23 protein-coding genes and 1 other annotated feature are annotated in these 25,854 nt (G+C 45.2%); of the genes, 6 read left to right on the forward strand and 17 right to left on the reverse strand.

What is annotated here, in order from left to right; translation table 11 throughout:
- Positions 1-173: 173 nt before the first annotated feature.
- Positions 174-2,900, reverse strand: a complete 2,727-nt coding sequence (locus DBT49_RS09300) for an ABC transporter permease (protein WP_013669179.1) — start codon at positions 2,898-2,900, stop codon at positions 174-176.
- Between the two features lie 10 nt (positions 2,901-2,910).
- Positions 2,911-3,612: an ABC transporter ATP-binding protein gene (locus tag DBT49_RS09305; RefSeq protein WP_013669526.1), complete on the reverse strand. Its 702-nt coding sequence runs from the start codon at positions 3,610-3,612 to the stop codon at positions 2,911-2,913.
- Positions 3,613-3,787: 175 nt separating this feature from the next.
- Here DBT49_RS09305 and DBT49_RS09310 point away from each other — a divergent pair, with 175 nt between their 5' ends.
- Positions 3,788-4,315: a TetR/AcrR family transcriptional regulator gene (locus DBT49_RS09310; RefSeq protein ID WP_224786529.1), complete on the forward strand. Its 528-nt coding sequence runs from the start codon at positions 3,788-3,790 to the stop codon at positions 4,313-4,315.
- 348 nt (positions 4,316-4,663) lie between these two features.
- Here DBT49_RS09310 and fsa read toward each other — a convergent pair whose 3' ends face one another.
- From fsa to DBT49_RS09385, 15 genes are all read right to left on the reverse strand, one after another.
- Positions 4,664-5,311: a fructose-6-phosphate aldolase gene (gene fsa / locus DBT49_RS09315; protein ID WP_013669223.1), complete on the reverse strand. Its 648-nt coding sequence runs from the start codon at positions 5,309-5,311 to the stop codon at positions 4,664-4,666.
- Between the two features lie 101 nt (positions 5,312-5,412).
- On the reverse strand, positions 5,413-7,410 hold the full coding sequence (tkt, locus tag DBT49_RS09320; protein WP_013670121.1) for a transketolase: 1,998 nt from the start codon (positions 7,408-7,410) through the stop codon (positions 5,413-5,415).
- 203 nt (positions 7,411-7,613) lie between these two features.
- Entirely contained in the window at positions 7,614-8,273 is a 660-nt protein-coding gene (locus tag DBT49_RS09325; RefSeq protein WP_111872446.1) for an HAD family hydrolase, read from the reverse strand.
- An 11-nt stretch (positions 8,274-8,284) separates the two neighbouring features.
- Positions 8,285-8,977: a ribose-5-phosphate isomerase RpiA gene (gene rpiA / locus DBT49_RS09330; RefSeq protein WP_013668666.1), complete on the reverse strand. Its 693-nt coding sequence runs from the start codon at positions 8,975-8,977 to the stop codon at positions 8,285-8,287.
- Between the two features lie 174 nt (positions 8,978-9,151).
- Positions 9,152-9,862: an HAD family hydrolase gene (locus DBT49_RS09335; RefSeq protein WP_013668819.1), complete on the reverse strand. Its 711-nt coding sequence runs from the start codon at positions 9,860-9,862 to the stop codon at positions 9,152-9,154.
- A complete protein-coding gene (locus DBT49_RS09340; protein WP_013669387.1) occupies positions 9,831-10,064 on the reverse strand; it encodes a hypothetical protein in 234 nt (77 codons plus the stop codon). Before DBT49_RS09340 ends, DBT49_RS09335 begins: the two co-directional genes overlap by 32 nt.
- A gap of 52 nt (positions 10,065-10,116) precedes the next feature.
- Positions 10,117-11,466 carry a flavocytochrome c gene (locus DBT49_RS09345; protein WP_013668676.1) on the reverse strand — a complete coding sequence of 450 codons (1,350 nt, stop codon included), beginning with the start codon at positions 11,464-11,466 and terminating at the stop codon, positions 10,117-10,119.
- A 111-nt stretch (positions 11,467-11,577) separates the two neighbouring features.
- Positions 11,578-11,940 (reverse strand): MerR family transcriptional regulator, encoded by a 363-nt coding sequence (locus tag DBT49_RS09350; protein ID WP_013669829.1) that lies wholly within the window; start codon positions 11,938-11,940, stop codon positions 11,578-11,580.
- 127 nt (positions 11,941-12,067) lie between these two features.
- Positions 12,068-13,264 carry a MalY/PatB family protein gene (locus DBT49_RS09355; RefSeq protein WP_013669192.1) on the reverse strand — a complete coding sequence of 399 codons (1,197 nt, stop codon included), beginning with the start codon at positions 13,262-13,264 and terminating at the stop codon, positions 12,068-12,070.
- Between the two features lie 255 nt (positions 13,265-13,519).
- Positions 13,520-13,789 carry a hypothetical protein gene (locus DBT49_RS09360; RefSeq protein WP_070558980.1) on the reverse strand — a complete coding sequence of 90 codons (270 nt, stop codon included), beginning with the start codon at positions 13,787-13,789 and terminating at the stop codon, positions 13,520-13,522.
- A 292-nt stretch (positions 13,790-14,081) separates the two neighbouring features.
- Positions 14,082-16,244 carry a copper-translocating P-type ATPase gene (locus DBT49_RS09365; protein WP_101560544.1) on the reverse strand — a complete coding sequence of 721 codons (2,163 nt, stop codon included), beginning with the start codon at positions 16,242-16,244 and terminating at the stop codon, positions 14,082-14,084.
- 298 nt (positions 16,245-16,542) lie between these two features.
- Positions 16,543-17,571, reverse strand: coding sequence for a branched-chain amino acid aminotransferase (locus tag DBT49_RS09370; protein WP_013668548.1), 1,029 nt, complete (start codon positions 17,569-17,571; stop codon positions 16,543-16,545).
- A gap of 416 nt (positions 17,572-17,987) precedes the next feature.
- Positions 17,988-18,512, reverse strand: coding sequence for a peptide-methionine (S)-S-oxide reductase MsrA (gene msrA / locus DBT49_RS09375; RefSeq protein ID WP_013669472.1), 525 nt, complete (start codon positions 18,510-18,512; stop codon positions 17,988-17,990).
- Between the two features lie 398 nt (positions 18,513-18,910).
- Positions 18,911-20,209 (reverse strand): serine--tRNA ligase, encoded by a 1,299-nt coding sequence (gene serS, locus DBT49_RS09380; RefSeq protein WP_013669486.1) that lies wholly within the window; start codon positions 20,207-20,209, stop codon positions 18,911-18,913.
- A gap of 106 nt (positions 20,210-20,315) precedes the next feature.
- Positions 20,316-20,534 (reverse strand) — a binding site (T-box leader).
- 93 nt (positions 20,535-20,627) lie between these two features.
- Positions 20,628-21,854 (reverse strand): dicarboxylate/amino acid:cation symporter, encoded by a 1,227-nt coding sequence (locus DBT49_RS09385; RefSeq protein ID WP_111872447.1) that lies wholly within the window; start codon positions 21,852-21,854, stop codon positions 20,628-20,630.
- Between the two features lie 369 nt (positions 21,855-22,223).
- On the opposite strand from DBT49_RS09385, the gene guaD reads away from it, so the two are divergent.
- The 5 genes from guaD (at position 22,224) to DBT49_RS09410 (ending at position 25,767) form a co-directional block, all read left to right on the forward strand.
- Positions 22,224-23,591 (forward strand): guanine deaminase, encoded by a 1,368-nt coding sequence (gene guaD / locus DBT49_RS09390; protein ID WP_013668840.1) that lies wholly within the window; start codon positions 22,224-22,226, stop codon positions 23,589-23,591.
- Positions 23,592-23,776: 185 nt separating this feature from the next.
- On the forward strand, positions 23,777-24,541 hold the full coding sequence (locus DBT49_RS09395) for a hypothetical protein (RefSeq protein ID WP_013669574.1): 765 nt from the start codon (positions 23,777-23,779) through the stop codon (positions 24,539-24,541).
- A 44-nt stretch (positions 24,542-24,585) separates the two neighbouring features.
- Positions 24,586-24,714 carry a hypothetical protein gene (locus DBT49_RS09400; RefSeq protein WP_013668550.1) on the forward strand — a complete coding sequence of 43 codons (129 nt, stop codon included), beginning with the start codon at positions 24,586-24,588 and terminating at the stop codon, positions 24,712-24,714.
- A gap of 184 nt (positions 24,715-24,898) precedes the next feature.
- Positions 24,899-25,360 carry a LytTR family DNA-binding domain-containing protein gene (locus tag DBT49_RS09405; protein ID WP_013669690.1) on the forward strand — a complete coding sequence of 154 codons (462 nt, stop codon included), beginning with the start codon at positions 24,899-24,901 and terminating at the stop codon, positions 25,358-25,360.
- A 14-nt stretch (positions 25,361-25,374) separates the two neighbouring features.
- Complete coding sequence (locus DBT49_RS09410; protein ID WP_013668566.1) at positions 25,375-25,767, forward strand: DUF3021 domain-containing protein; 393 nt, start codon at positions 25,375-25,377, stop codon at positions 25,765-25,767.
- The last annotated feature ends 87 nt before the right edge of the window (positions 25,768-25,854 follow it).

Consider the following 25,854-nt stretch of genomic DNA (forward strand, 5'->3'; position numbering starts at 1 on the left):
CCTCTCTTCTTTACCATGCACTGATAAAGTTCTCCCGTAAGGAGTAGAACTGCTACAATTTTAACACAATTATTTTTTTAAGCAAGAAAATTGACAAAATAGTAGCGACAAATACCGATCCGAAAGCGATTAAAGCTGATGGGGTAGGAGGATCAGTGCTTATCTCATCCTTACTACTCTACTCCCGATAGAGCCTCGAGCATGTCTACTTCCTTGAGGCGGTGATTGATGAGGAGTCCAAGGATAATAGTAATGATGGCGATGATGATAGCTGGTAGTGCGAAACTTCTAGGAGTGAGGGCGGGGTTGAACATGATATTATCAGGTGAAACGATCCACAGAATATATTGGTGCAGACCTTCCCCAATCACGTAACCAGCCAGGAGACCAAGCATCGTAAGAATAATGGTCTCCCGGTAAATGTACATGGTGACTTCCTTATCGTAGAAGCCGAGAACTTTAATGGTTGATAGTTCCCGCATTCTTTCCGAGACATTGATGGTAGTCAGGTTATAAAGAATGACCACGCCTAGGAGGACAGCAACCAGAATCAAGACTTTCATAATTTTATCCAGGGAATTCACGATCGTATTGACTTGGTTAGTCAGAGTGGTATTTTGTACCACAGTCATGACTCCGTCTAAGTTCATAAATTCAGCCGATTGGGCTTCCACATTGCTGGTCGACTGGTCCTTTAGCTGGACCATGCTTGCATTCGTGCTATAGTCTTTTCCAAAAATATTTTCATAACCACGGGACGTGGTGAAGGCAAAGTGTCCCATATACATTTCAGTAATACCACTAACCTTCATGTCATAGTCCCTGCCATCTCGATCTTCAAAAGTGACCCCATCACCGACTTGGACATTCAAGAGGCGGGCCAAGCGTTCGGAAATAATGATCCCGTCATCGGCTAAGGACAAGACTTGGCCACTGGAACGGTTTTGTAAGCTGAGGTATTCGTGAAACTTGGCTTCATTCTGGGGAACAATGAGTTTGATGTCCTGCTTATCTAGCTTCTTGCCTGCAACTTTAGACAAGTTTTCATAATGGATATTTAAGTATTGGTCTACTTGATTACTATCCAAGGCTTCTTGAAGATCCTGGCTTTGCTCTTCATCAATTCCCGGTTTTTGGGCCACAATCATTTCATAATGGATCAAGTCTCCGAATTGCTGGTTATTCACTGTGCGGATGGAATCTTGTACCGAAAAGCCGGCAAAAAGCAAGGAAACAGCACCGGCAACTCCAAAGATGGTCATCCAGGACCGACTCTTATAGCGAATCAAATTACGAGCGGTAATTTTTTGCATAAAGCTCAGTCGCTTCCACAGGCCCGGTAAATTCTCTAAGAAAACATTAGCCCCAGCGGCCGGAGCCTTGGGACGTAAGAGCTGGGCCGGATAGGCTTGGAGTCCTTTCTTAGCTATCAGATAAGCGGGCACGGTCCCGCACAAGACGGCCACGGTAAAGGCAATCAGAGAAATTTTCCCATAGAAGTGGAGCTGAATTTCAGGAACAGTGAAGCCACCGCTATAGGCATGGTAGACGGTTAGGGGAATAAAAGTGTGACCAAGTATGATCCCCAAAACCGCTCCCAGACTACTGGAAAGGAAACCGTATAGGATAAATTTTGTGATAATGTCGCGGTCTGTGTAACCTAAGGCCATTAGAGTGCCTGACTTGGTCCGCTCTTCTTCCACAAAGCGGGTCATAGTCGTCAAAGCCACCAAGGCCGCTACAAAATACATGAAGACTGGAAATACATTGGCCAAGGCATCAATGATACGGTTAATAGAAGAATAAATCTTATAGCCTTCTCCCCCTGGAGCTTCACGGCGAGTATAGACCAGGAAAGTGGGTGCTTCTAAGTGGTCCACTTGATTTTGCGCTGCTTGGATTTTTTCCTCTTTATCTGTGATATCAGTATCCGCTGCTTGTAGCTCTTCCTTTGCCTGGTCAATTTCTCTTTGAGCTTGCTTGACTTTATCTTGCTGGTCTTTAGGCAAGGTGGCTTGATAGGGGATAAGCTGAGCAAGTTGGGCTTCTTTATCACTAACTGCCTGCTTTTTCTTGTATATGGCCTTTTGTCCGGCCTTTAAGTCCTCTTGTGCTTGGTCAATTTCATTCTGCTTTTCGCTCTTTAAGCGGTCTAAACGCTGGCTTTTTCCCTCGTCAAAGGCTGCTTCTAAGTCTGCTTGGTGGTCTTTAAGACGATCTTGATAGCTTTGACTGTAGGGATCAACCCCATCTAAATCCGCAAAGGTCAAGCGCGCGACCATGTAATTATCGGTCTGAAAAACTTGGGGAATGACTACGCCGTAGCCCTTCAACTCACTAGTTCCCGCGGTCGAAGGGCCCAGATTGATGTCCGAGAGAATTTCTCCGGTATAGAGAAATCCGGTAATAGTGAAAGTGTCCTGGGCCAACATTTTATCTCCTGAGGCATCTGCTTTTTCTTCAAACTTGATGGTATCCCCTAGGTGATAGTCTCCCTGGTAGGAATAATCCAAGGCGATCTCATCTATCGCATCTGGCAAGCGGCCTTCCTTTAATTGATAAGTAGAAATCGTTTCTGTCTTTGAAAAGAGACGAAGGCTAGCTTGACTTTCTTGGGGCACGACATCTTTAAAATAACCATATTCTACCTGGTCTAAGCCTGGTATTTCATTAATAAGCTCTTGGTCGCCTTGGTCCAAGCCATAAGTACCGATGACGGATAGGTCAGCTAAGTTTAGGTCGTCAAAATAATCGATCCCCGTCGCTCGCATATTGGGTCCGGTGACTTTCAACCCGACCAAGGCTAAGGATCCAAGTAGCATCAATAAGACAATGGAAACAAATCGTCCTTTGGAGTGACGAATCGACCGCCAAATATCCTTTCCTAGTGTTTTTTTCATCTTCCTTCACCTACCATTCAATATTTTCAATATCTTCAGGCTGGTCATGACGCTCAATATTAGCGATAGTCGCATCCCGCATATAAATCACGCAGTCGGCAATTGGCGCTAGGGCACCATTATGGGTAACAATAATAATAGTCACACCCTTGTCTCGTGACATGTCCTGGAGGATCTTTAAGACTTGCTTACCAGTCTTATAGTCCAAGGCTCCTGTAGGTTCGTCACAAAGTAAGAGCTTAGGATTAGTGGCTAGGGCCCGGGCAATGGATACCCTTTGCTGTTCCCCACCCGATAATTGAGAGGGGAAGTTACCCATCCGATCAGCTAAACCGACATCCTTAAGCAGGGATTCGGCACTTAAAGGGTTGGTGGTAATTTCTGCCGCCAATTCGACATTTTCCTTGGCGGTTAAGTTAGGGACTAGGTTATAGAATTGAAACACAAAACCCACATCTTCTCGTCGGTAAGTAGCGAGTTCTTGCCGAGAAAACTGACTGATATCCTTACCATCAATAATAACTTGACCAGAATCATTATGGTCCATCCCGCCCAAAATATTTAATAGGGTCGATTTTCCTGCCCCTGAGGCACCAACAATAATGACTAAGTCTCCCTTTTTCACTTCAAATGAAACATCCTTGTTGGCGTAAATTTGGTTTTGGCCAGAGGAATAGACTTTTGTATTGTTATTAACTTCAATGTATGACATGCTTTAACTCCTTTTTCTTATTTGAACAACATGTTGATCTATTTATAAAGGGAGTATAAAATGAAAGCAAGCCAGTGACAATAAACAATATGCAACACTCTGTTCAATTAAGGAGAATATCGCCATTGAGAGACAAACTAATTCCCAAAAGAAAATTAAAGCCGCTTTTATCCAGCTGACTCGGGAAAAGGGCTTTGACAGTTTAACCGTTACCGACATAGCCCGCCAAGCCCGCATTAACCGGGGAACTTTTTATCGTCACTATGTGGATAAATATGATTTACTAGAACAACTGAAGGCGGATATTTATAAAGAACTCCAGAAAATCTTCCTTAACGACATGTATCAGGAAGAAGCACATGCAGATTTAATCCCCTATCAAACCATTCTGAAGGCCATTACTTACCTCCAGGAAAATTTCCTCTTAATTGCTACCTTGGCCAGTTCCAATGGTGATCCCAACTTTATGGTGGACGTTAAGTCCATTATTAAAGAACTGATCACCAGTCGTATACAAAAAGAAAACGACTTCCACCTATCTACCCAAGACCTGCCTATGGAATACGCCATAGAAGTTCTTATTTCCTCCGTTACCAGCGTCATCAACCTCTGGATCCAACGCGGCGGCCAGGAGAGTCCTGAAGAAGTGGCCAATATTATTTTTAAAGCCAAATCTTTGGCGCCAAAGGATCTATTAATCTAGACAACAAAAAACACCTTTGCGACTCACTTTCTATTAGTCGACAAAGGTGTTTTCATGTTATGGTATCTTGATGCGCTTGACGCACTCTATAGTCGAGTTCGCTAAAGGTCGACGAATTCTCTTTGAGAATTCTTTCGTCCTTTAACTCCAGTTGCTATAGCTGTTCGAAGCGTCAGCAAGTTACAGATATAGTATGCGTAGCGTTTCACTTTTTGGTCGTCAGCTCACATCTATTGTCGAGTTCGGCCGCCAGTCTTGAGGTCGCTTCAGAAAATCCCAACGCACAGTTTCCTGTGCTTACGGTATTTTCCTCCACCGATTCAAGCCTCTATTGGCGCCCTCACATCCTTATCTTTTCGTGAAGGCGTCCCAGTCTTTTTTAAAGCCTTCGATTCCCTTATCGGTGAGTGGGTGGCTCCAGAGTTTAGGGAAGATGGTGCCTGGGATGGTGGCTACGTGGGCGCCGGCTAGGGCTGCGCCTTCGAAGTGGCCGATGTGGCGGATGGATGCAGCGATGATTTGTGAGTCTAGGCCATAGATGTCTAAGACTTCACGTAATTCAGCGATTAAGCGGAGGCCGTCTTCGCCCATGTCATCGATCCGGCCAATGAATGGAGAAATGTAGGTGGCTCCGGCTTTGGCAGCTAAGAGACCTTGAGAAACCGAGAAGATGAGGGTCACGTTAGTCTTAATGCCTTCTTGAGACAGGGTATGAGTTGCTTTTAAGCCCTCTTCAGTCATTGGAATTTTAACGACGACATTGTCTGCCCATGCAGCTAATTCGCGGGCTTCTTTGACCATGCCTTCGTAGTCATAGCTGGTCACTTCCGCTGAAACTGGTCCGTCGACGGTTGAAGCGATATCTTTAATCACTTCTTCAAAGTCACGGCCTTCTTTATTAATTAAGGAAGGGTTAGTGGTTACCCCGTCACATAAACCGAGGTCATTAATACGCTTAATTTCATCAATATTTGCAGTGTCTAAGAAAAATTTCATGATAGCCTCCTTGAAAACTAATCGCAGTGATTTTATCTATTTAAATCCTAAGTAACAACGCTAATCCATTCATTTTCTTCTTTTCCAATATTGACTAATGATTAAAAGGCGTTTTTGTAGGTTTTTACGACATTGTCCAGGTTAAAGCCTAAAGCTTCCATGACTTGGCCGCCCTTACCTGATTGGCCATAGCGGTCTAAGCCAAGCACGACGCCTTGGTCGCCGACATAGCGTTCCCAACCAAATGTAGCAGCCATTTCGATGGCCATCCGGTTTTTGACTTCACTTGGGAGAACACTTTCCTTATAAGCTTGGTCTTCTTGGTCGAAGAGCTCTTGACAAGGCATGGAAACCACACGGACGTCGATACCGTCCTTAGCCAGTTCGGCCTGAGCTTCCAGGGCTAAGTTCACTTCTGAACCGGTGGCAATCAAGATACCGTCTGGGGTATCCCCTTGGGCATCGGATAAGACATAGGCGCCTCGAGCGACCCCTTCCATAGCTTTATCAGCGGTGCCTTTGAGCACAGGGAGGTTTTGCCGGGACAGGGCCAGAACTGTTGGCGTATCTTTAGCCTCGATAGCGAGCTTCCAAGCCGCAGAGACTTCGTTACCGTCAGCTGGGCGGATGGTGTTGATATTTGGCATGGCTCTGAAAGCCGCTAACTGTTCAATCGGTTCATGGGTTGGTCCATCTTCTCCAACGGCAATGGAGTCATGGGTAAAGACAAAGGTTGAAGGTAAGTGGGATAATGCCGCTACCCGCATAGCTGCCCGGAGATAGTCCGAGAAGACAAAGAAGGTTCCGGCATAAGGAATCGACCCGCCGTGTAAACGAATCCCGTTCATGGCAGCACCCATGCCAAACTCACGGACACCATACCAAATGTTACGACCCGCATAATTTCCAGCTTCAAAGTCACTATCGGCGTCAATGTAAGTATTGTTGGAGGACTTCAAGTCCGCAGACCCGCCCCAGAATTCAGGGAGAGTTTGAGCAATGGCTTGGATGGCTTTTTGGCTGGTTTTCCGCGAAGCCATAGCCTCATCGTTAACGTCATAGCTAGGCAGGCAGTCCGCCCAGTCAGCGGGTAATTCACCGGCATAGGCGCGTTGATATTGGGCAGCTAAGTCCGCATAGTCGGCTTCATAGGCCTTGAATTCTTCTTGCCAGTCTGCTTGCGCCTGAGCTCCACGGTCAGCGACCCGTTCTTGGAAGCGATTGTAAACTTCTTGAGGAATATCAAAGGCTTCATGGTTCCAACCGTAAACTTGGGCAGCGTGAGCCCGGTCTTCTTCACCAATTGGGTTCCCGTGTGTTGCGGAAGTGCCTTCATTTTCAGAACCGTAACCGATCACGGTTTTGACTTGGATGAGGGTTGGTTTATTGGTTTCAGCTTTGGCTGCTTCCACGGCTTTGGAAATGGCTTCTAAGTCACGGCCATCTTCCACTAGAATATGTTGCCAGCCGTAAGCTTCGAACCGGCCCTTATTGTCTTCGGTGAAGGCCTTGTCAGTTGGGCCGTCTAGAGAAATGTCGTTGGAGTCATAGAAGACAATCAATTTGCCTAATTGGAGGTGGCCAGCTAGGGAAGCCGCTTCATGGGAAATACCTTCCATCAAGTCCCCGTCCCCACAGAGGGCATAGGTGTAATGGTCAACGATCTTATAGTCACCTTGGTTATAGATAGCAGCGTCATGGGCTTCTGCCATAGCCATCCCTACTGCATTAGCAAAACCTTGGCCTAATGGACCAGTGGTCGCTTCGACCCCTTCGGTAAAGTGGACTTCGGGGTGACCAGGAGTCTTGGAATTTAATTGACGGAATTGTTTAATATCATCCATGGTCACTTGGTAACCAGATAGGTGTAATAAGCTATAGAGTAAGGCAGACCCATGCCCCGCTGATAAGACAAAGCGGTCCCGGTTGGTCCAGTGGGGATCACTTGGGTTTTGCACCATGTGTTCTGCCCATAATGCATAGGCCATAGGTGCTACACCCATAGGTAGGCCTGGGTGACCGGAATTAGCCTTGTTAATCATATCAATACTTAACATACGCACTGCATTCACAGCGAGTTCATCTGTTTGATTAAACATCATTTTCTCCTTTACTGCTATTGATTTATGCATCTTCTAAAAACAACTATATCGGACTTTGGAATCGATTTCAAGCGGATAATCAGCGAGGTTATGGCCCTTACAGCGGTCATTTCTTGTACATTTGTACAGAGAATTCGTCATTTTTTCAGTCGCTTTGGTCGAGGCCATTCTTCAAAAGACTTTTCCCCCGACTTTAATACTTACTTTTGTTCAAAGTCTTTGAGAAAGTCAGCTAAATTTATTTTAGAAAAATCAGAAATAATTTCGTCTGCAGCGGATAAATCTTGGCTAGGATAGTCAGGATTTTCAAAGCCAATGGTATAGGCGCCGGCACGGTGGGTGGACAGGCTACCATTTTTAGTATCTTCAAAAACGATGCAGGCTTTGGGTGAAACCCCAAGTTGGCGAGCTGCTTCGATAAAAATATCGGGAGTCGGCTTAGAATGGTCGACTTCTTCCCCGCTCACATAGACCTGAAAACAACCATCCAGGCCCAATTCTTCCATAAATTGTTCGATTTCGGCCCGCGGCGAAGAAGAGGCCACAGCTAGGGGAATACCCGCTCCATGCAAGGCTTTGACAAAGTCGACTACACCCTTTATCGCTTTGACCCCATCACGAGCAATCATTTCATGACGTCTTTGATTCATTTCTTGGATGTAAAAAGTCACACTCTCGGGTAATTGGCATTCGTCTTTCATCACTTGCCACATGTGTTCATGAGTGGTTCCCATAAATTGATATTGGTAACTTTCATCTTTATCAATCCCCCTGTCGCGGAGCATTTGCGTCTTGGTTTCTAGGTAGGTATATTCGGAGTCAACCAGGACCCCATCCATATCAAATAGTACTGCCTGCATAAGTCACCTCACTAGTGTTGTTTGGGGAAGTCGCGTCCCGATGCAAAGTAAACTTCACCGTCTTGGGCCAGTAAAACATCTTCCGTCATGCCTAAGAAGAGCCCGTGTTCCACCACACCGACTAAATGAATCAATTCATCTGCTAGGGCTTTAGGATCCTCGATCACTTCTAGATGGAGGTCAATAATATAGTTATCATTATCGGTATGGAAGAGGTCACCATTTTCCGTTTTCCGCATAGTAGGTTGGTAACCCTTGTCTTCAAAGTGCTTGAAGAGGTGTTGGTGACCGTTTTTAATCACTTCGACCGCTAGGGGAAAGGCGCCTAATTTTTTGACATGTTTGCGTTCTTCTGCCACCCAGATAATCCGTTTACTGTAAGTAGCCACGATCTTTTCTTCTAAGAGGGCGCCGCCGCCACCTTTAATGCCATCAAAATCATCGGTAAATTCATCCACCCCATCAATGGTTAAGTCGACCGCTTGGACCTGGTCAATCGGCAAGACCTCAATCCCCAAGGCCTTGGCTTGGTCGATCGATTTGATGGAAGAAGAGACCGCCTTCAAGCTTAGGCCTTCCTCTTGAACCCGTTTACCTAATTCATCGATAAAGTACCAGGCCGTTGACCCGGTACCAAGTCCCACAACGGTATGATCTTCCACTAAGTAAGCGGCTTGACGACCAACTAATTCTTTATTATCCATTTTTCTATGTCCTCCTTTTTGCTTCCATTATACCTATTTTTCCTTGAATGTATAAGAATGACAACGATTTCGCCCAAATTTCTATGCCGGAATTTGCTATAGGTCTCGTGCAAGCTTTGTCACAGACAAAAAAGGGAAATACCCTAACAATATTTCCCTAATTTGTATTTATTCTTAATTGAATTCTGCTTGACTGAAAAAGTCATAGACCTCTTCCATGTCCTGACAAGTCACAAACTGCTCATCAATATCGGCTGCTTCCTTGTGGTGAACATTTAAAAACAGTCCCTGCCAGCCGGCATTGGAAGCCCCTAACATATCGGCTTCATAATTATCGCCAATATAAAGGCTAGTGGCTGGATTTAAATCTAAACGCTCTTCTACCTTTTGGAAAATTTCCAATGCCGGTTTAGCGGTTCCTAACTGACTGGAGATGAAGGTATTCTCCTCACCAAAATAGTCTTCTAGACCTAATAAGTCAATCTTATGGGCTTGTTGGGCCGGTCCGTTGGTCAAAAGAAACTTTTGCACGCCCGCGTCTCGTAAAAGGTCTAAGCACGCTTTGGCCCCTGGACGTAAGACGATACCTTCCTTGGCTTCTTCGTATTTTTGATTAAAGAGGATGGCATCCTTCTTCTTAATGGTGTAACCAAACTGAGCATAAGTCATCAAGACCCGGTTATTACGATATTGGTCCACCGAAGCCCGGCCGTCCGTATAACGACGAAATTCAATGTCACTATTCATTTGATAGAAATAGTTAAAGGTGTCAAAATCAATCCCAGTCTCCACCACGTTTTCTTCCATATACTGGTAAACGGCTAAATAGGGTAAATTACGGTCATATAAAGTATCATCCAAATCCCAGCCAACTGCTTGAATCAAGGAACTCATCCTTCCCTTTTATAGTTAGCAAGTGAAGCGGAATGGAGATCCCGTTAATCTTCAAAAGAAAAGCCGCCTCTCGGGCGACTCCTTGCTCCCACCACTCCATCTTAGCTTGTTTTCTTCCTAAAAACGATTTTAACATAAAGTCGATAAAGTACCAGATGAAATCCTTTAATGTAGCGTTTTCATTGGTTTTCAATAAGAAAAGCAAGCTCCTAGGCTGATTACCAGGCGCTTGCTTTCAAAAATAATTAATTTTTAACCGCTTCAGCCGCCTTCTGTCCAGCTAAGCGACCAAAGACAATAATTTCACCGATAGAGTTACCGCCGATCCGGTTAGAACCGTGCAAGCCACCCACGACTTCACCGCAGGCATAGAGCCCAGGAATCGACCCACTGCCATCTGCTTTGAGAACGTGGCCCTCTTGGTCAATGCTTAAACCACCCATGGTATAGTGAACGCCAGGGGCAATTTCAATGGCGTAGTAAGGGGCTTGGTCAAGGGCATGTAAACCGGTTGTGCGTCCGAACTCGTCTTTTTCTTCAGCGATACCTTGGTTATAGTCTGCCACAGTTTGAACGAGTTTGTCTGCTGGCAAGCCGATCTTTTCAGCTAATTCAGTTAAACCGTCTCCATCAGTTACATAACCCTTGGCAGCGTAGAATTCAATGGCCTTGGCCCGGTCACGCACCCCTTGGTCAAAGATCAAGCGGGCCTTGTGGTCAGGGAGATCGGTAATAGCCTGGGAAACCACATCTCGAGTCCCCAATTCATTGGTAAAACGTTGACCTTGACTGTCAACCAGAATGGCCCCTTCGCCGCGGACCGCTTCTCCGATCAGAATCCCTTGATCTTGGTGGACAGTAGGGTGGACTTGGATTTGGTCCATGTCGACGGTCCCCGCACCAGCAGCTTGGGCCATCAGAATACCGTCGCCCGTAATTCCTGGTCCAGAAGTGGTCACATAACCGGCGAGTTCCGGACGGGCCTCCTCCACTAATTTGGCATTAGCGCCAAAACCGCCGGAAGCAATAATGACCGCCTGACTCTTGATCTCACGGACTTGATCGTCGATTTCAACCTTAACCCCTTTCACTTGGCCTTGATCGACTAAAATCTCTTGGACGTCAGCCTGGGTAATGACAGGAATTTGCCGCTTGTCCACATTGGCTTTCAAACCTTTAACCAGGTAGCCACCCACAGCCGACCCATCGTGGGGGCGGTGGGTCCGAGGCTTGGACATGCCGCCAGTAATGGTTAAATTATCCAACACAATCCCTAAATCAGCCAACCAATCAATGGCTTGGGCCGAATGATCGACAAAATAATGAAGCAGGTCTTGCTGATTGGTCCCGTGTCCCCCTTTAAGGGTTTCCTCAAAGAAATCTTCCCGCTTATCTTCAATACCAGCCTCCTCCTGATAACTGCTTTCACTAGCATTCATGCCACTGGAGGCCTTGTTGGTATTACCACCAATTTTTTCCGTTTTTTCAAAAATGACGGTCTCTAGTCCCAGGTCATGGGCGGTAATAGCAGCGGTCATCCCTGCGCCCCCGGAACCGATAATAATCACATCGTATGCATCTTTTATATCTACCATTCGTCTTGTCCTTTCATCTGTTGGTAAAGCTGGCTTAGGATCTCTTAATTTCCAAAAACAAAAAAACAACCCGCCCAAATGGACAGGCTGCTCTCCTCCCTTAACTTCCTCTTAAAAACGGGGTTTCTCTCCTGGGGCGTTATCAAAGCCCCCGGCGGCGAGAAACTCATTATAAAGAATACGACGGACATCGTCCTCAGTTAATTGCTTACTTTCATGGGTCACGTCCTTAGGTTCATTATAAATTTTATAAATCATCTGGATACTATAACCATCATCGAGATAATCCTTAATATCCAGTAAACGGTCCACATCATTCAAGGAATACATCCGCCGATTGGTGTCGGTGCGGTGGGGGGCAATTAATTTTTGCTCCTCATAATAACGAATTTGACGCGCGGTGAGATCGGTTAACTTCATCACTGTCCCGATCGGAAAGACCGCCCGTGACCGCCGTAATTGTTTCTCTGCCATGTCTAAAACCCCACTTTCTTTTTTTACCTCTTAGTAGTTTCTGTCATGAATATGTTACTTTATCTCACATAAAAAGGCAAGTGCCTTGCCCTTTTATCTTTGATTCACTTGTTCATCAAGCTGCTGCTTAATTTTCCTTTTGATAGTCTTTAATGGCTTGAACTAAGTTCTTGCCAGCTGCTTCAATGAGGGCCGGATCGGTCCCCAGATTAATCCGGATGTGAGTATCATCAGCTTTGGTGGGCCAATAAGTTTGCCCATAGTTAACTGCTAGTTTGGCCTTATCTTGAACCACATGGTGTAAGTCTTGACTTGGCACATAGGCCCCCAGGTCAATCCACATCAGGTAAGTGGCTTCTAAGTCTGCCACCTTGATCTCAGGCAGGGCCTCAGTCAGGGTGTTACGCAGGTTTTGGTAGTTTTGGTAAATGATCTCCTTGATGGCTTTAAGCCAGTCTTCTCCGTGACGGTAGGCTGCTTCTAGTGCCAGATAGCCGGCAGGTGACCCTGGATTGTTTAAGTGTAACTTATCGTAGAAGGCTTGGATTTGTGCCCGTAAGTCAGGGTCCCGGACAATCATTAAGGAATGGCTGAATTGAGCCAAGTTAAAGGTCTTAGAACCCGCCGTCAAGGTAATCACTCGGTCAAAGTCTTGGTCTTGGGCTAATTTATCAATGGCGATGTGATGGTGACCTTGCCAGACAAAGTCGCGGTGGATTTCATCAGAAATCAATAAGACATCATATTGCTTACAGAGGGCGACCACTTGCTTGAGTTCTTCCTCCGTCCAGACCCGGCCAGTTGGATTTTGCGGGGAACAGAAGAGTAGGGCCTTGATATCGTCTTCCTTGAAGGCTTTTTCCAGGGCTTCAAAATCAATCCGATAGCCACTGTCGTCGTCACCGAGGAGGTCTTGCATGACCAGTTTGCGGTTGGCTTCTTCAACCACGGTACGGAAGGGATTATAGACCGGATTTTGAATTAGGACCTTGTCGCCTTCATCTAAGAGGGCCACTAAGACATAGGCAATCCCGGTACAGACCCCAGGAGTATAGAAATACCAGTCTTTTTCGGTGTCATAGTCGAAGTGCTTCTTAGTCCAGTCAATAATGGCTTGGTAGTATTCCGGCCGCACAGGGGCATAGCCGTATTGGTTTTGTTCGACATAGTCGTGGAGGACTTGCTTAATTTCTGGTGCGGTCGCAAAGTCCATGTCGGCAATCCACAAAGGAATCAGGTCGCTATCTCCAAAGGCGTTCTCTAACTGACCCCACTTGGTGGTTTGAGTCCCTCTTCTATCTACAATTAAATCTGCTTTATTCATCAAATTCCTCCCTTTCCCAGTCTTTTCTATAAGTGTAGCATAGATTCGCGCCTTAACTGTCCCGAGACCCCTCGCCCCCTATACCAAAAGCAGATCACCAGCTATCCCTAAAAGCGATAACTGATGGGAATATTTTATCAATCAACATGATGACCATTCCTTCTACTTTTGAAATTTAGTCCTCATCAATCTTCTTCCAAAAAAGCTTCCACTATAAAAACGTGGAAGCCTTTTGTCTTAGCTGATGATGATTGTCTAAGGGCCAAAAAACAAAGCCCCAACAAACCAGATAATGGGAAAGGAAAAGATTAGGCTAAGATTGCCGAGAAAGTACCAAAAGCGTTTACGGTAGAGGGCAAGGAGGCCGCCAACTAGGCCCAGGGCGGGGCAGACAAAAATGGTGGCATAGGCCAAGGGGCGCATAGTGGGTCCGAATAAGTCGGGCAGTAAGATAGAAAGTCCCAAAACGATAATGCCCAACCAAAAACAATACTTATGACCCTTATCAAGTAACTGCTTAAACATCTCATCACCTACTCGTCAATTATTTAGATAAGCCATTATAGCCAATTACTGTGAGAAAGGAAATAATTTCTTACTACACTCATACTATAGGTCCGTCCGCTGTCTAAATCAGCAAAGCTCTGACTAATTTCAGCCCACAAGTCGTTTCGAAAAGCCTCTCTCCTTATCGGCACACCCTTCAAAAGTTTTAGTTTCCTTTACCAGCCTATCCATAAACTAACCCCCTTTTTCTTAATTATAAGACTAAGAAAAAAGCCAAGCTCTCTAAGAAGAGACACCTGGCTTGGCTAACTTATTCGTATTTTTCAAAGTTCAAGCTTTGGGCGTTGACGGCACAGATCACTGTCGAAAGTGACATGAGGATTCCTGATAGGGCAGGCCCTAAGGTAATACCAATTGGTGCCAGTAACCCAGCAGCTAGGGGGATAGCGAAGATATTGTAACCCGCTCCCCAGGCCAGGTTTTGCTTGATCTTAGAATTGGTAGCTTGAGACAGACTTAAACTGTTCAAGACATCCTTCAACTGACTTTCCACCAGGATAATATCAGCCGAGTCCATGGCCACATCGGTTCCGGCACCGATAGCAACGCCGACTTGGGCTTGGGCTAAGGCAGGGGCATCATTGACCCCGTCTCCTACCATCATGACCGCTTTGCCTTGATTTTGCAGGCTTTGGATAGCGGCTGATTTTTGATCGGGGAGGACTTGGCTAAAGACTTGGTCTAAGCCGATTTCCTTAGCTACCGCTTGGGCCACTTGGTCGTTGTCCCCGGTCAACATCACGGCTTCAATGCCTTGGTCATGGAGGACTTGGATCACTTGCTTGGCTTCCGGACGAACTTGGTCAGAGACAGCGATGGCACCAATGACTTGGTCAGTCTGGATGACAAAGACCACCGTCTTGGCTTGACTGGTAATGGTTTCCAATTGACTTTGGTCATAGTCATAACCCGCTTCACGGGTGGCTTTAGGACTTAAGATTTGAACTAAGTTACCGTCAATTTTACCTTCTAGACCGGCGCCACTGTGGTTTTGGTAGTCGGTCACTTCTTCTAGGGCTAGTGATTTTTCTTGGGCGGCTTTGACAATTCCCTTGGCAATGGGGTGTTCAGATTGTTGTTCCAGACTAGCCGCCAGGGCGAGGATTTGGTCTTCACTAGCATCGGCGATTGGGTAAACCCCGTCGACAGCAAATTCCCCCTTGGTCAAGGTCCCGGTCTTATCGAAAACCACCGTATCCACTTGGTAGGCCTGTTCAAAGGGAATCCGATTTTGGACCAGGAGGCCTGAACGAGCAGCTAGGGAGGTGGACTTGGCATTCACCAAGGGAATAGCTAGTCCCAGGGCATGGGGACAGGCAATCACGAAGGTGGAAACCATAAATTGAATAGCGGTTGCTGCCGTGGTGATATTCCACCAAATGATTAAGGCTAAGATCCCGACCCCAAAGGCAATGTAGAAGAGCCAGGCCGCTACCCGGTCGGCCAAGCTTTGGGCCTTGGATTTTTGGGCTTGGGCCCCTTTAACCAGGTCAAGGACTTGTTGGACATAGGAATTCTCACCGGCTTTTGCTACCCGGACTTGAAGAGCCCCATCGCCATTAATGGTTCCGGCAATCACTTCATCCCCATCTGACTTAGCTACGGGAACGGATTCCCCGGTAATGACCGCTTCATCTAAACTAGACCGACCACTTGTAATGATCCCATCAACGGCAACCTTTTCTCCCGGACGGACTAGGACTAAGTCATCGACTTGTAATTGGTCGATTGGAACCACTTCAATGTCCCCATCCGCCGTAATCCGACTGGCTTCATTAGGGAGGAGGTTGGCTAGGGATTCCAAGTCATCATTGGCCCGCATTTGTGACTTCATTTCAATCACATGGCCTAAGAGCATGATGAGAATCAGGGTCGCCAGTTCAAAGTAATAATTCATGCTGGCATCAAGGAAAAAGGTGGTCATCACACTGTATAAATAGGAAGACACAATCCCTAAGGTAATTAAGAGCATCATGCCCGGCTGTCTATTTTGGATTTCCATCCAGCCGTGCTCTAGGAAAGGTTTCCCCCCATAGAAGAAGACGATGGTCCCTAAGATAAATTCAATCCAGCCTTGGCCGGGAAAAGTAATGGAATAGTTAAAGATCATCATCAACATAGGCGATAAGACCGCAATGGGGATAGTGAGTACCAGGACCACCCAGAACCGTTGCTTCATATCGTCCATCATGCCCATGTGGTGGCCGCCATGGCCTGCGTGGTCACTATGGTCGTGGTGGTCTGCGTGACTAGTCTCATGGCTTTCATGATCAGCCCTTTGACTATGGCAGCCAACCTCTTGACTTTGACTAGCCGCTACTTTTTCATGGCTACCACAGGAGGCTTGTTGACAGGTGCAAGCGCCCCCTTGCCGGCAAGCATGCGGACAAGCATTTAAACAAGCTGTTGCCATTTCATTCATCCTTTCTTTATTGGTTGATTCAATCATTTTATACTTAATTAATTATCTGACTACATTTGTAATCAACTTACATTGCTAGTATAAAAGCCCCTGCTTAAAATTGCAAGTCTTTCTTCTTGAAAGCAGACGACAAAAAACCGTCTACTTTTTCAGTAGACGGTTCTTTTTTATTATCATCAATTGTTTATTGGGTGACAATTGATTGACAGGTTTTAAAAGGATGATTTGAAAAAATGGACTTAGTTTTTTCTATAAGAAATCAAAAGTTTTTTGTGACTGTTGCACTCTGTTATTTTTCAGGGACTTCGACGATCCAGCCTTCTGGTGCTTCAATGTCTCCGTATTGGATACCCACTAACTCGTCATAAAGTTTTTGGGTGATTGGCCCAACTTCTGTGTCGGAGTAGAATTTGAAGGAACGGTCGCCGTGGTCAATCCGTGAAACTGGAGAAATAACGGCAGCGGTACCCATAGCACCTGCTTCAGCGAAGCGGTCTAATTCATCCACGTAAACGTCGCCTTCTTCAACCTCTAAGCCTAAACGTTCTTTAGCTAAGTGAATGATCGAGTATTTGGTGATGGATGGGAGGATTGAAGGTGATTTTGGTGTCACAAATTTGTTGGTATCTTTTTCGATCCCGTAGAAGTTTGCGGAACCAACTTCTTCAATCTTGGTGTGGGTAGCTGGGTCTAGGTAAACCACGTCACCATAGCCGGCTTTCTTCGCTTTTTCACCTGGTAAGAGCGAACCACCGTAGTTCCCACCAACTTTAGAAGCACCAGTCCCGTAAGGAGCGGCACGGTCGTACTTGCTGGTGACAAATGGCATTGGTGCTAAACCATCACGGTAGTAAGGTCCTACTGGCATGGTGAAGATAGTAAAGATATATTCCTTAGCAGGGGAAACACCAATGTTGTCGCCTACCCCAATTAATAATGGACGGATATACATGGAAGCGCCTGACCCATAAGGTGGGACGTAGTCAGCGTTCGCTTGAACTGTTTTGACAACCGCTTCAACAAATTTTTCTTCAGGATAAGCTGGCATCAACATTCGTTCGGCGGAGTTAGCCATCCGTTTAGCGTTTTGGTCTGGACGGAAGAGTTGGATCTGACCATCTTTACGACGGTAAGCTTTTAAGCCTTCAAATGCTTCTTGGCCATAGTGTAAGGCTGGAGCACCTTCAGCAATTGGAAAAGTCTTTCCCTCTTCTAAGCCTTCTTTATACCATTCGCCATCTTTCCAATAAGCACGCCAACGATAAGGAAGGTCCATATAAGCAAAACCTAAATTATTCCAATCGATATTTACAGACATTGTCATTCCCCTTTCAAAATTACAATTTTAGGCACTCGCCCGAACTGTGTTCTAAGAGCGGCGCCCATTAGTTAAGTAGACTTATAATACCTTTTTCGAAAACATTTGTAAATACTTTAGGGATAATTTGTTTGAATTGCTCGACAATTTAAATAAAAGACAATTTTTATTTAGCATATTTTAAGATCTTTTCCGTAGCTAAGCAAGGAAAAATTTAACCTATAAAATATTTTGACAAAGGAAGTCAGGCACATGCTTTCCACTTTGAAGTTCACTTAATAAAGAAGCCATAAAAATAAGCCGGGACTTAAGCCCAGCTTACTTTTCAATATTTACTTGTCATCCATGAGTAAGCCGAATTCCTTCAAAAAAGAAGTTAAGGTCTTGCCTTTTGAGGCGTTTGTCGCACTCTCCACCTAATTTTGCCAATATTTATCAATGAAGGCTTGCCGACCTGAGCCTTGGCGGTAGGCCTGGTAGTGGTCAGGGTTCTTGGCATGAAAGTCTTGGTGGTATTCTTCGGCAGGGTAGAAGCTTTGGGCCGGTTCAATTTGGGTCACGATGGGTTTGTCAAAACGACTGCTGGCTTCCAAGTCGCGCTTGGATTTTTCGGCGATGGCTTTTTGTTGGTCATTATGGTAGAAAATCACGGGCCGGTAAGAGCCCCCCCGGTCCGCAAATTGGCCCATAGCGTCAGTCGGGTCGGTTTGTTGCCAATAGATTTCCACTAAGTCTTGGTAGGAAATTAATTCGGGATTATAGGTGATTTGCACCGCTTCCGTGTGGCCCGTTCCCCCCAGGCAAACTTCGCGATAAGTGGGGTTTTCGGTGTACCCACCTGTGTATCCGGACACGACCTTTAAAATCCCGGGCATGGTCTCAAAGGGTTGCACCATACACCAAAAACAGCCCCCGGCAAAAGTTGCTAATGCTTGACTCATCCTTAATCCTTCTTTCTATACGGTAGTCTTTCGATTATGATTCATTGTAAAGACTGGCCCAGGCAAAAACAAGACTTTTGCTTGGCAGGACGCCTGACTTGACTAAAAAACAGCTCTTTCAGCCATTAAGCTTGAGAGAGCTGTTTAGTATTTAGCTAAGTTAATGTAACCAGCTGATGAGCATTCGTTCTGCTTTTGAATTCTGGGCGTTAAAGAGCCATGGCACCGGTTCGAGCGCTAGGTCTCTCACCTAGCGAGCTTCAAAGGGTTCGTACGGCTTAAGCCTACGCCCCCTAATTCAGATCGCTTGCTTGTTCATGGCTAAGGCCCAAATTCAAAGCGCCACTACTGCTCATCAGCTAAATTAACAAAAATACTTTTCCATCATTCTAAACTTCTTAATTTAAGCCCCGGGCGTTTTCCTTGGTAATTTTATCTACCCCACCCATGTAAGGCACCAGCACTTCAGGGATGGTAATGGAACCGTCCGCGTTTTGTCCGTTTTCTAAGACGGCAGCGACTGTCCGACCCACTGCTAAACCAGACCCGTTTAAAGTATGGGCCAGTTGGGTCTTGCCATCAATGTCCCGGTAGCGGACTTGGGCCCGGCGTGCTTGGAAGTCCACACAGTTAGAGCAGGAAGAAATTTCCCGGTAGGTATTTTGGGCGGGCATCCAAACTTCGATATCATAGGTCTTGGCTGCTGAGAAGCCCATATCCCCGGTACAGAGGATAATGCGACGGTAAGGTAAACCGAGTAAGTCGAGAATATTTTCTGCGTTTTTAGTCATGGCTTCCAGTTCATCGAAGGATTGGTCTGGAGTCGCTACTTTAACCATTTCTACCTTTTGGAATTGGTGCATCCGGATCAAACCCCGGGTGTCCCGTCCCGCTGAACCGGCTTCAGAACGGAAACAAGGTGAGAGAGCCGTTACCCGGATAGGCAGGTCTTCTTCCTTCAAGATTTCCTTAGCAAAGTAGTTCGTTAACGGCACTTCTGCAGTAGGAATCAAGGTCAGGTCTTGCCCTTCATTGGTGATTTGGTAAACGTCTTCGGTGAATTTAGGGAATTGTCCAGTCCCATACATGGCTTGGTCGTTGACTAAGAAAGGCGTAATCATTTCCATGTAGCCTTCTTTTTGGTGTTGGTCCAACATGAAGTTATACAAAGCCCGTTCCAAACGTGCCCCCAGACCCTTATAGTAGACAAAACGAGAACCTGACACCTTAGCCCCTGCATCCCAATCAAGGATATCTAAATCTTCGGCTAAGTCCCAGTGGGCTTTGAGTTCAAAGTTGAATTCAGGGGTTTCCCCGTGACGGTGGATTTCCACATTTTCATCTTCATCTGCACCGACCGGTACGCCTTCAGCTGGTAGGTTAGGAATCCGCGCCAGGATATCATGCTCTTCTTGGTCAAGTTGGTCTAAGTCGCTGTCCAAGGCCTTGATCTTGGTCCCTAAGGCCTTCATTTCTTGGATCTTGTCGTCGGCATTTTCCTTATTGCGCTTGAGTTGACCAATAGCGTCAGAAGCGATATTCCGTTCCTTTTTCAAGTTTTCCGCTTCGACAATCACTTGGCGGCGTTTTTGGTCCAGGTCGCGTAAGTGTTCTAGGGTTTCTTTCTCAACCCCCCGGCCCTTCAAAGCCTCAGCCACTTGATCAAAATTATCCCGTAATAAACGTACATCAATCATTACAAATCCTCATTTCTTTTAAACTTTTTCATTATTACTTTATTAATATTGGCGAATGCTCTTCAACACTATTAGGGCAAAAGAAAAACCATTCCGCCCTCTCAATCAAAGGGACGAAACGGTCATCACTCTGCGCGGTACCACCCTGCTTCAAGGCAAGTCTTGCCTTACACTTACAAATAACGGTTTGTGCCGGCCCTACTTCCTTAATACTAAGTCGTAGGCAGTCCTTGTGTGGATTCACCCAGGTCCCCCTATCCATTCTCACCCACCATGGACTCGCTAAAAAGTTTCCTAAGCTACTAGTCACAAGCATCACTTGTTCTATATATAAAGTCATCCAAGACTTTACTGGAGTAAAACTCCAAAGCTAAGTCTATTTTAAGAAGAAAAGCCCGCCTTGTCAAATGGCTTTTGCCTAAGCCAAGTCTGAGCTTTCCTTCTCGCTTTTATTAATGTAATTATGGTAAATCTTGTCAATAAAGACAGCAATGGCGTTGTCTCCCGAAATATTGGCGGCCGTCCCAAAGGAATCCTGGGTCAAGTGGAGGGAGATCATGATTTGTTGCATGCCTGGGTCAATTATCCCTATCATCGGTAAGAAAGGTAGGGCTGACATTATGGCCCCTCCCGGAGTCCCAGGTGCAGCCACCATGCAGACCCCCAGCGTCAAGATAAAGGCTAAAATAGTAGTAAGATTGTGGGGCATACCGTAAATTAATAGGAGGGCCGTGGCATTGGCCGTAATGGTAATCATAGACCCAGTCAAATGAATGGTGGCACAGAGAGGCACGACAAAGTTCGCAATGTCTTGGGAAACTTCATTTTTAGCCGCTGACTTCAAGTTGACAGGAATAGTTGCGGCGGAGGATTGGGTCCCAATAGCGGTCATATAAGCCGGGATTTGGTTCTTCATCAGCTGCCAGGGATTCTTGCCCGCGTAGGTCCCAAAAAGAATAAATAGGAAGCCCACATAGAGAAGCTGTAAGAGAATGACACAGATAAAGACCTTCCAAAAGACTGAAATAATGGCAAAGACCGAGCCACTATAGGAGAGGTTACTGATATTACAGAAGATATGGATGGGTAAGAGAGGCACCACAATTTTTGCCAGGACCTGGCTGATAATCCCACCAAAGTCGCTAAAACCTTCATAAAGCACTTGGCCACGACCGTGTTGGCGGAGCCAGTAGATTCCCAGTCCCATCATAAAGGCAAATATAATCGCCCCCGTCACATCAAAGAAAGGTTCAATAGGAATAACAAAAAGCGGTTCCAGACTAGGTGCCGTTTGGATTAAGCGCTCGACCAGGCTTTCACTGATAAAAAAGGGAAAGAGCTGACTAGCTATCAAATAGGCCAAAAAGCCGCCGACGATAGTCGATAAATACGAGGTCAAGACCGTAATCCCGAGTAACTTACCCGCTCCTTGCCCCAGGTCAGCAATCCCTTGGACCACGAAACCAATAATCATAAAGGGAATCACAAAGCTTAAGAAGCTAGAAAAAATACCGGTAAAGGTGACACAGAGCCTAAAGAACCACTCCGGTGCCAAACTTAACTGTCCAACAATAATTCCTAAAATAATTGCTAATAATATTCGGGGAACGAGGCCAATTTTCCTTTTTTCAAGTACTCTTGCCATCTTTTCCCACCTCCATTTCATTTTCTTATCATGGCATTCTAATAATATTAGCAAAAAGTGATCACTTTGTAAAATCAACTGAATAGCACGATTCGATAAAAAACAACCCATAAAAGTCCAAACCTGGCTGGAGGCTAAAATTGGGTGATTTTTTACAGGTGTCTTAGGAAAAGTCCCTAACGCTGGTATTTTCCGGACGATTTTAAATTTAGCTTGATTTATATTCGCTTTTTGTTAGAATGAAACTGTTGGTTGACAATTTAACCACTAAAAATCATTAATTTTATGAATAATCATCACTCTGAACACTATCAATATTCGCTTATTGCCTCAAGTGATAAGTGGCAGAATAGAAAGGATATTCAATCGATGACCCAGTATTTCCAAGGTGACCTCTTCCACACCCCTGTTTACGGCCAATTAGACTATGTCCCCCAAGCCCTGATCGCGGTGGATGATAACGGTAAGATCGACCAAGTTTACCGCCAAGAGGACCCTAGCTACGTTGAAGCCGTCAAGCAAGCCCAAGAGTCTACTGACTTTGTCCGCTTAGAAGCCGGCCAATACTTCCTGCCTGGCCTGGTGGACCTACATATTCACGCACCCCAATGGCCTCAAGCCGGGATTGCCTTAGATGAACCCCTCAATGTCTGGTTGGATGAGTGCACCTTCCCCTTAGAGGCCAAGTACGCCGATCTGGATTTCGCCCGTTCGGTCTATACTGACCTGGTCCAACAGTTACTGGCTCGCGGTACCACAACTGGGCTCTATTTTGCCTCCGCTCACCTAGAATCCTCCTATGAATTGGCCAAAATCTGTGCCCAAGCCGGCCAACGCGGTTTAGTGGGTAAGGTGGTTATGGATGATCCCGAAGCCAACCCGGACTTCTACCGGGACGCTTCCACTGACCAAGCTCTCAAAGACACCGAGACCTTTATCCAAAAAGTTCGCGACTTAGGAAAAGACTATAAGCAAGGGGTCTATCCGGTGGTTACCCCGCGCTTTGTCCCGAGCTGTACCGATGAGGCTCTAGCCGGTCTAGGCGCCTTAGCTCAAAAATACAATGCTCATGTCCAATCCCACTGCTCGGAAGGCCAATGGGAGCACGACTTTGTTATGGAACGCTTCCATGGCAAACGCGACACTGAGGTCTTACGCGACTTCGGTCTCTTAGGTCCTAAGTCAGTGATGGCTCACTGCAACTTCCTTAATGAAGCTGATGGGAAGATCTTCCAAGAAACTGGGACGGGGATCGGCCACTGTCCTTATTCCAATGCCTATTTCGCTAATGCAGTCCTCCCGGTTAAACGCTTGAAAGCTCAAGGCGTCAACATCGGCTTAGGGACAGACATTTCCGGCGGCTTCTCGTCTAGCCTCTATGAAAATATCCGCCAAGCCGTGGTCTCTTCACGAATCCTAGAAGACGGCGTCGATACCCAAGTTGGCCCTGAAGCACGTGGGGTCAAGGACAGCCGGATCTCCTTAGTGGAAGCCTTCTATCTGGCTACCAAGGGTGGCGGCGAGTCGCTCGACCTCCCACTAGGCAGTATCGAAAGTGGCCAAGCCTGTGACCTGCAACTAATCGACACTAAAGTCGCCAATAACATTCTCCCTGACTTTGGCGTCTTCAATGACCCTCGGGAAATCTTTGAGCGCATCATTTACCTAGTCACCCCAGAAAACATCCGTAAGGTCTGGGTCCAAGGCGCCTTAGTGGTGGATAAGGTAACGATTTAGTAAATAGTCAAAATTATCCCCATCTAATCTTAACTATTTGACTATTAGAATATGAAAAAGGTTCCGTATCTAAGCGGAGCCTTTTTTTATAGTCCTTCAATTCTTATCTTTAAATTGGTAAACTTTTAGCTATAATTATTAGCATTTAGCTAAAACAAAATATATTTAAAGGAGTGTACTTCCTAATGAACGACAAAGATAGAAAAGAATTTGGAGTTACTGTTCGATTAATAATAACTATTATAGAAAGTACTGCCTTAATGTTTATACTTTTACCGTATGCGATTATTGCCAGCAAATATGAAACAGATATTAATTTTTCTACTACTGTGCTTTTTACATTTTTCTCTATTTCAATGACTTATACCATTTATTTTTATCTAATTAGATTACAGAGTGATCGCTTTATACCTCATAATATAAACTTTAAAGTAATCTGCAATAGATCATTTTTATATAAGGCTGTAATATTATTTTCATTACTTGCCTCTCTTTTATACGTACTTACCTCTTCTTTTCCGAAAGATATAATTATTCTATTAGGTTTCACTTTAACATGTCTTATCTCTATTTGTTTAATTTTTATTATTAAAGAAATATTTTTCAAAGACTCTACCTCGATTAAAATAATCGACCATGCTTCTTATAAATTTAGTAAGTTAGAATTAAGCCTATTTTCATTATTAGTGATTCCTTATTTGCTTGCCTCCTTAGAGAAGGGAAGCTTTATTCTTGAAAATAACAACCCTGTTGCTCAAGACTTTTACTTTTATTTTTTCTTATACATACTTTGTGTCCTTCCCTTGAAAGCAGGAAGATTTATTGCTTTAATAAGCTATTGGACTCACCATTCTAATAACCAATCCACACAACTATCCAATAAAAATAGTCATGTCGCTAAAGATAAGATTTGGTATAACGAATTTTTCTTAATAGACTTAGATGAATAAAAATTCAGATTCTTTGTATTTTATAATCTTTAAAGGGAGGTAGTATGATAAATATCCATTCAAACTTTCCTAAGCATTCTGATACCTCCACCCCTAGCGATGACGAGATCATGAGCCTATCTGAGGACTTACTTGAAGACAATAAAAAGAGCTATGAAGAATTAGCCAAATAATCAATTTTACGACTGTGACCCCAAATCACAGTCGTTTTTTATTTAAATCCACACTCCTTACCGCATAGACCTATTTTCCCACCGCTTAGCGAGAAAACTCCCTGTTATTTCAGCAATTTGCTATACTAACAGTGAAGAAAAGGCCGGCTAAGCCCTTCATTATTCCTAGAAAGGTAGTGAGTTTATGGATGACAGTAAGATCAAAATTCAAGAAGTCATTGATCCCCAACTGAAAGAAAACTATATCGCTATCCACGCCCAAAGCGAGCCCCAAGCTCAAATCCTCGCCCAGCAAATTAGTCCCTGCTTGAACCAGAGTCAGGAAGATATCGCCCTTAAAGTCGACGACCAGTATTTTATCGTCCGCACCAAGGAAATTATTTACCTGGAAGTTAACCAGGGAGTTGTGACCATCACTACTAGTAAGGGCAACTATCAGACCCGGCAAAGTCTCTCATCTTTAGCTGACAAGTTAAACAGCCAGGACTTCATTCGTATTTCTAAGTACGCCTTGGTCCGTATCCAAGCCATCGAGCGCTTGGAGCTGGCCTTTTCTGGGAATATGTATGCCTACCTCTCTACCGGTCAACAGGTCAATGTCTCCCGCCGTTTCGTCAGTCAGCTCAAGAACCGCTTAGGTATTTGAAAGGAGTATTCACCATGAAAAACATTGTCAACGCGATCTCCCAAAGTGTCTCCCTAGCTATCATTATCTGGGCCATTATGGGCGCTATTTACACCCAAGATTGGACCTATACCGCCATGCTGGCCTCAGTTATGTTCTTCGGCGCAGTGATCGGGGGCAGCTCAGCCATCTATGAATACAGCTCTTGGCCCCTCTTAGCCAAGGTCTCCATACATTTCACCGTTTCTCTCTTAGCCTTTCTCCTGATGAATATCATCAACCACTGGATGCCCTTAGAAGTACCTATTCTAGTAGGAGCAATTCTTCAATTTGCCCTGATCTTCTTTGCTATTTGGGTCTGCTACTACTTCTATAACCGTCATAAAATCAATCAAATTAACCAACAACTGAAAAAGAAAAAGGACTAGGGTCACCAAGTCAAAAAGCCCCTCAGTGGATGTAGTGACTCCCAAAAGTTGGACTAATAATTCAACTTTTGGGGGTCACTACATAAA

Origin of the sequence: Aerococcus mictus, assembly GCF_003286595.3 — a bacterium.
Classification (GTDB): Bacteria; Bacillota; Bacilli; order Lactobacillales; family Aerococcaceae; genus Aerococcus; species Aerococcus mictus.

What these genes read in the sequence shown, in the direction of transcription:
- DBT49_RS09300 (WP_013669179.1), bottom strand. Translation starts at nt 2,900, where the DNA reads ATGAAAAAAACACTAGGAAAGGATATTTGGCGGTCGATTCGTCACTCC.
- DBT49_RS09305 (WP_013669526.1), bottom strand. Translation starts at nt 3,612, where the DNA reads ATGTCATACATTGAAGTTAATAACAATACAAAAGTCTATTCCTCTGGC.
- fsa (WP_013669223.1), bottom strand. Translation starts at nt 5,311, where the DNA reads ATGAAATTTTTCTTAGACACTGCAAATATTGATGAAATTAAGCGTATT.
- tkt (WP_013670121.1), bottom strand. Translation starts at nt 7,410, where the DNA reads ATGTTTAATCAAACAGATGAACTCGCTGTGAATGCAGTGCGTATGTTA.
- DBT49_RS09325 (WP_111872446.1), bottom strand. Translation starts at nt 8,273, where the DNA reads ATGCAGGCAGTACTATTTGATATGGATGGGGTCCTGGTTGACTCCGAA.
- rpiA (WP_013668666.1), bottom strand. Translation starts at nt 8,977, where the DNA reads ATGGATAATAAAGAATTAGTTGGTCGTCAAGCCGCTTACTTAGTGGAA.
- DBT49_RS09345 (WP_013668676.1), bottom strand. Translation starts at nt 11,466, where the DNA reads ATGGTAGATATAAAAGATGCATACGATGTGATTATTATCGGTTCCGGG.
- DBT49_RS09350 (WP_013669829.1), bottom strand. Translation starts at nt 11,940, where the DNA reads ATGGCAGAGAAACAATTACGGCGGTCACGGGCGGTCTTTCCGATCGGG.
- DBT49_RS09355 (WP_013669192.1), bottom strand. Translation starts at nt 13,264, where the DNA reads ATGAATAAAGCAGATTTAATTGTAGATAGAAGAGGGACTCAAACCACC.
- DBT49_RS09360 (WP_070558980.1), bottom strand. Translation starts at nt 13,789, where the DNA reads ATGTTTAAGCAGTTACTTGATAAGGGTCATAAGTATTGTTTTTGGTTG.
- DBT49_RS09365 (WP_101560544.1), bottom strand. Translation starts at nt 16,244, where the DNA reads ATGGCAACAGCTTGTTTAAATGCTTGTCCGCATGCTTGCCGGCAAGGG.
- DBT49_RS09370 (WP_013668548.1), bottom strand. Translation starts at nt 17,571, where the DNA reads ATGTCTGTAAATATCGATTGGAATAATTTAGGTTTTGCTTATATGGAC.
- msrA (WP_013669472.1), bottom strand. Translation starts at nt 18,512, where the DNA reads ATGAGTCAAGCATTAGCAACTTTTGCCGGGGGCTGTTTTTGGTGTATG.
- serS (WP_013669486.1), bottom strand. Translation starts at nt 20,209, where the DNA reads ATGATTGATGTACGTTTATTACGGGATAATTTTGATCAAGTGGCTGAG.
- DBT49_RS09385 (WP_111872447.1), bottom strand. Translation starts at nt 21,854, where the DNA reads ATGGCAAGAGTACTTGAAAAAAGGAAAATTGGCCTCGTTCCCCGAATA.
- guaD (WP_013668840.1), top strand. Translation starts at nt 22,224, where the DNA reads ATGACCCAGTATTTCCAAGGTGACCTCTTCCACACCCCTGTTTACGGC.
- DBT49_RS09395 (WP_013669574.1), top strand. Translation starts at nt 23,777, where the DNA reads ATGAACGACAAAGATAGAAAAGAATTTGGAGTTACTGTTCGATTAATA.
- DBT49_RS09400 (WP_013668550.1), top strand. Translation starts at nt 24,586, where the DNA reads ATGATAAATATCCATTCAAACTTTCCTAAGCATTCTGATACCTCCACC.
- DBT49_RS09405 (WP_013669690.1), top strand. Translation starts at nt 24,899, where the DNA reads ATGGATGACAGTAAGATCAAAATTCAAGAAGTCATTGATCCCCAACTG.
- DBT49_RS09410 (WP_013668566.1), top strand. Translation starts at nt 25,375, where the DNA reads ATGAAAAACATTGTCAACGCGATCTCCCAAAGTGTCTCCCTAGCTATC.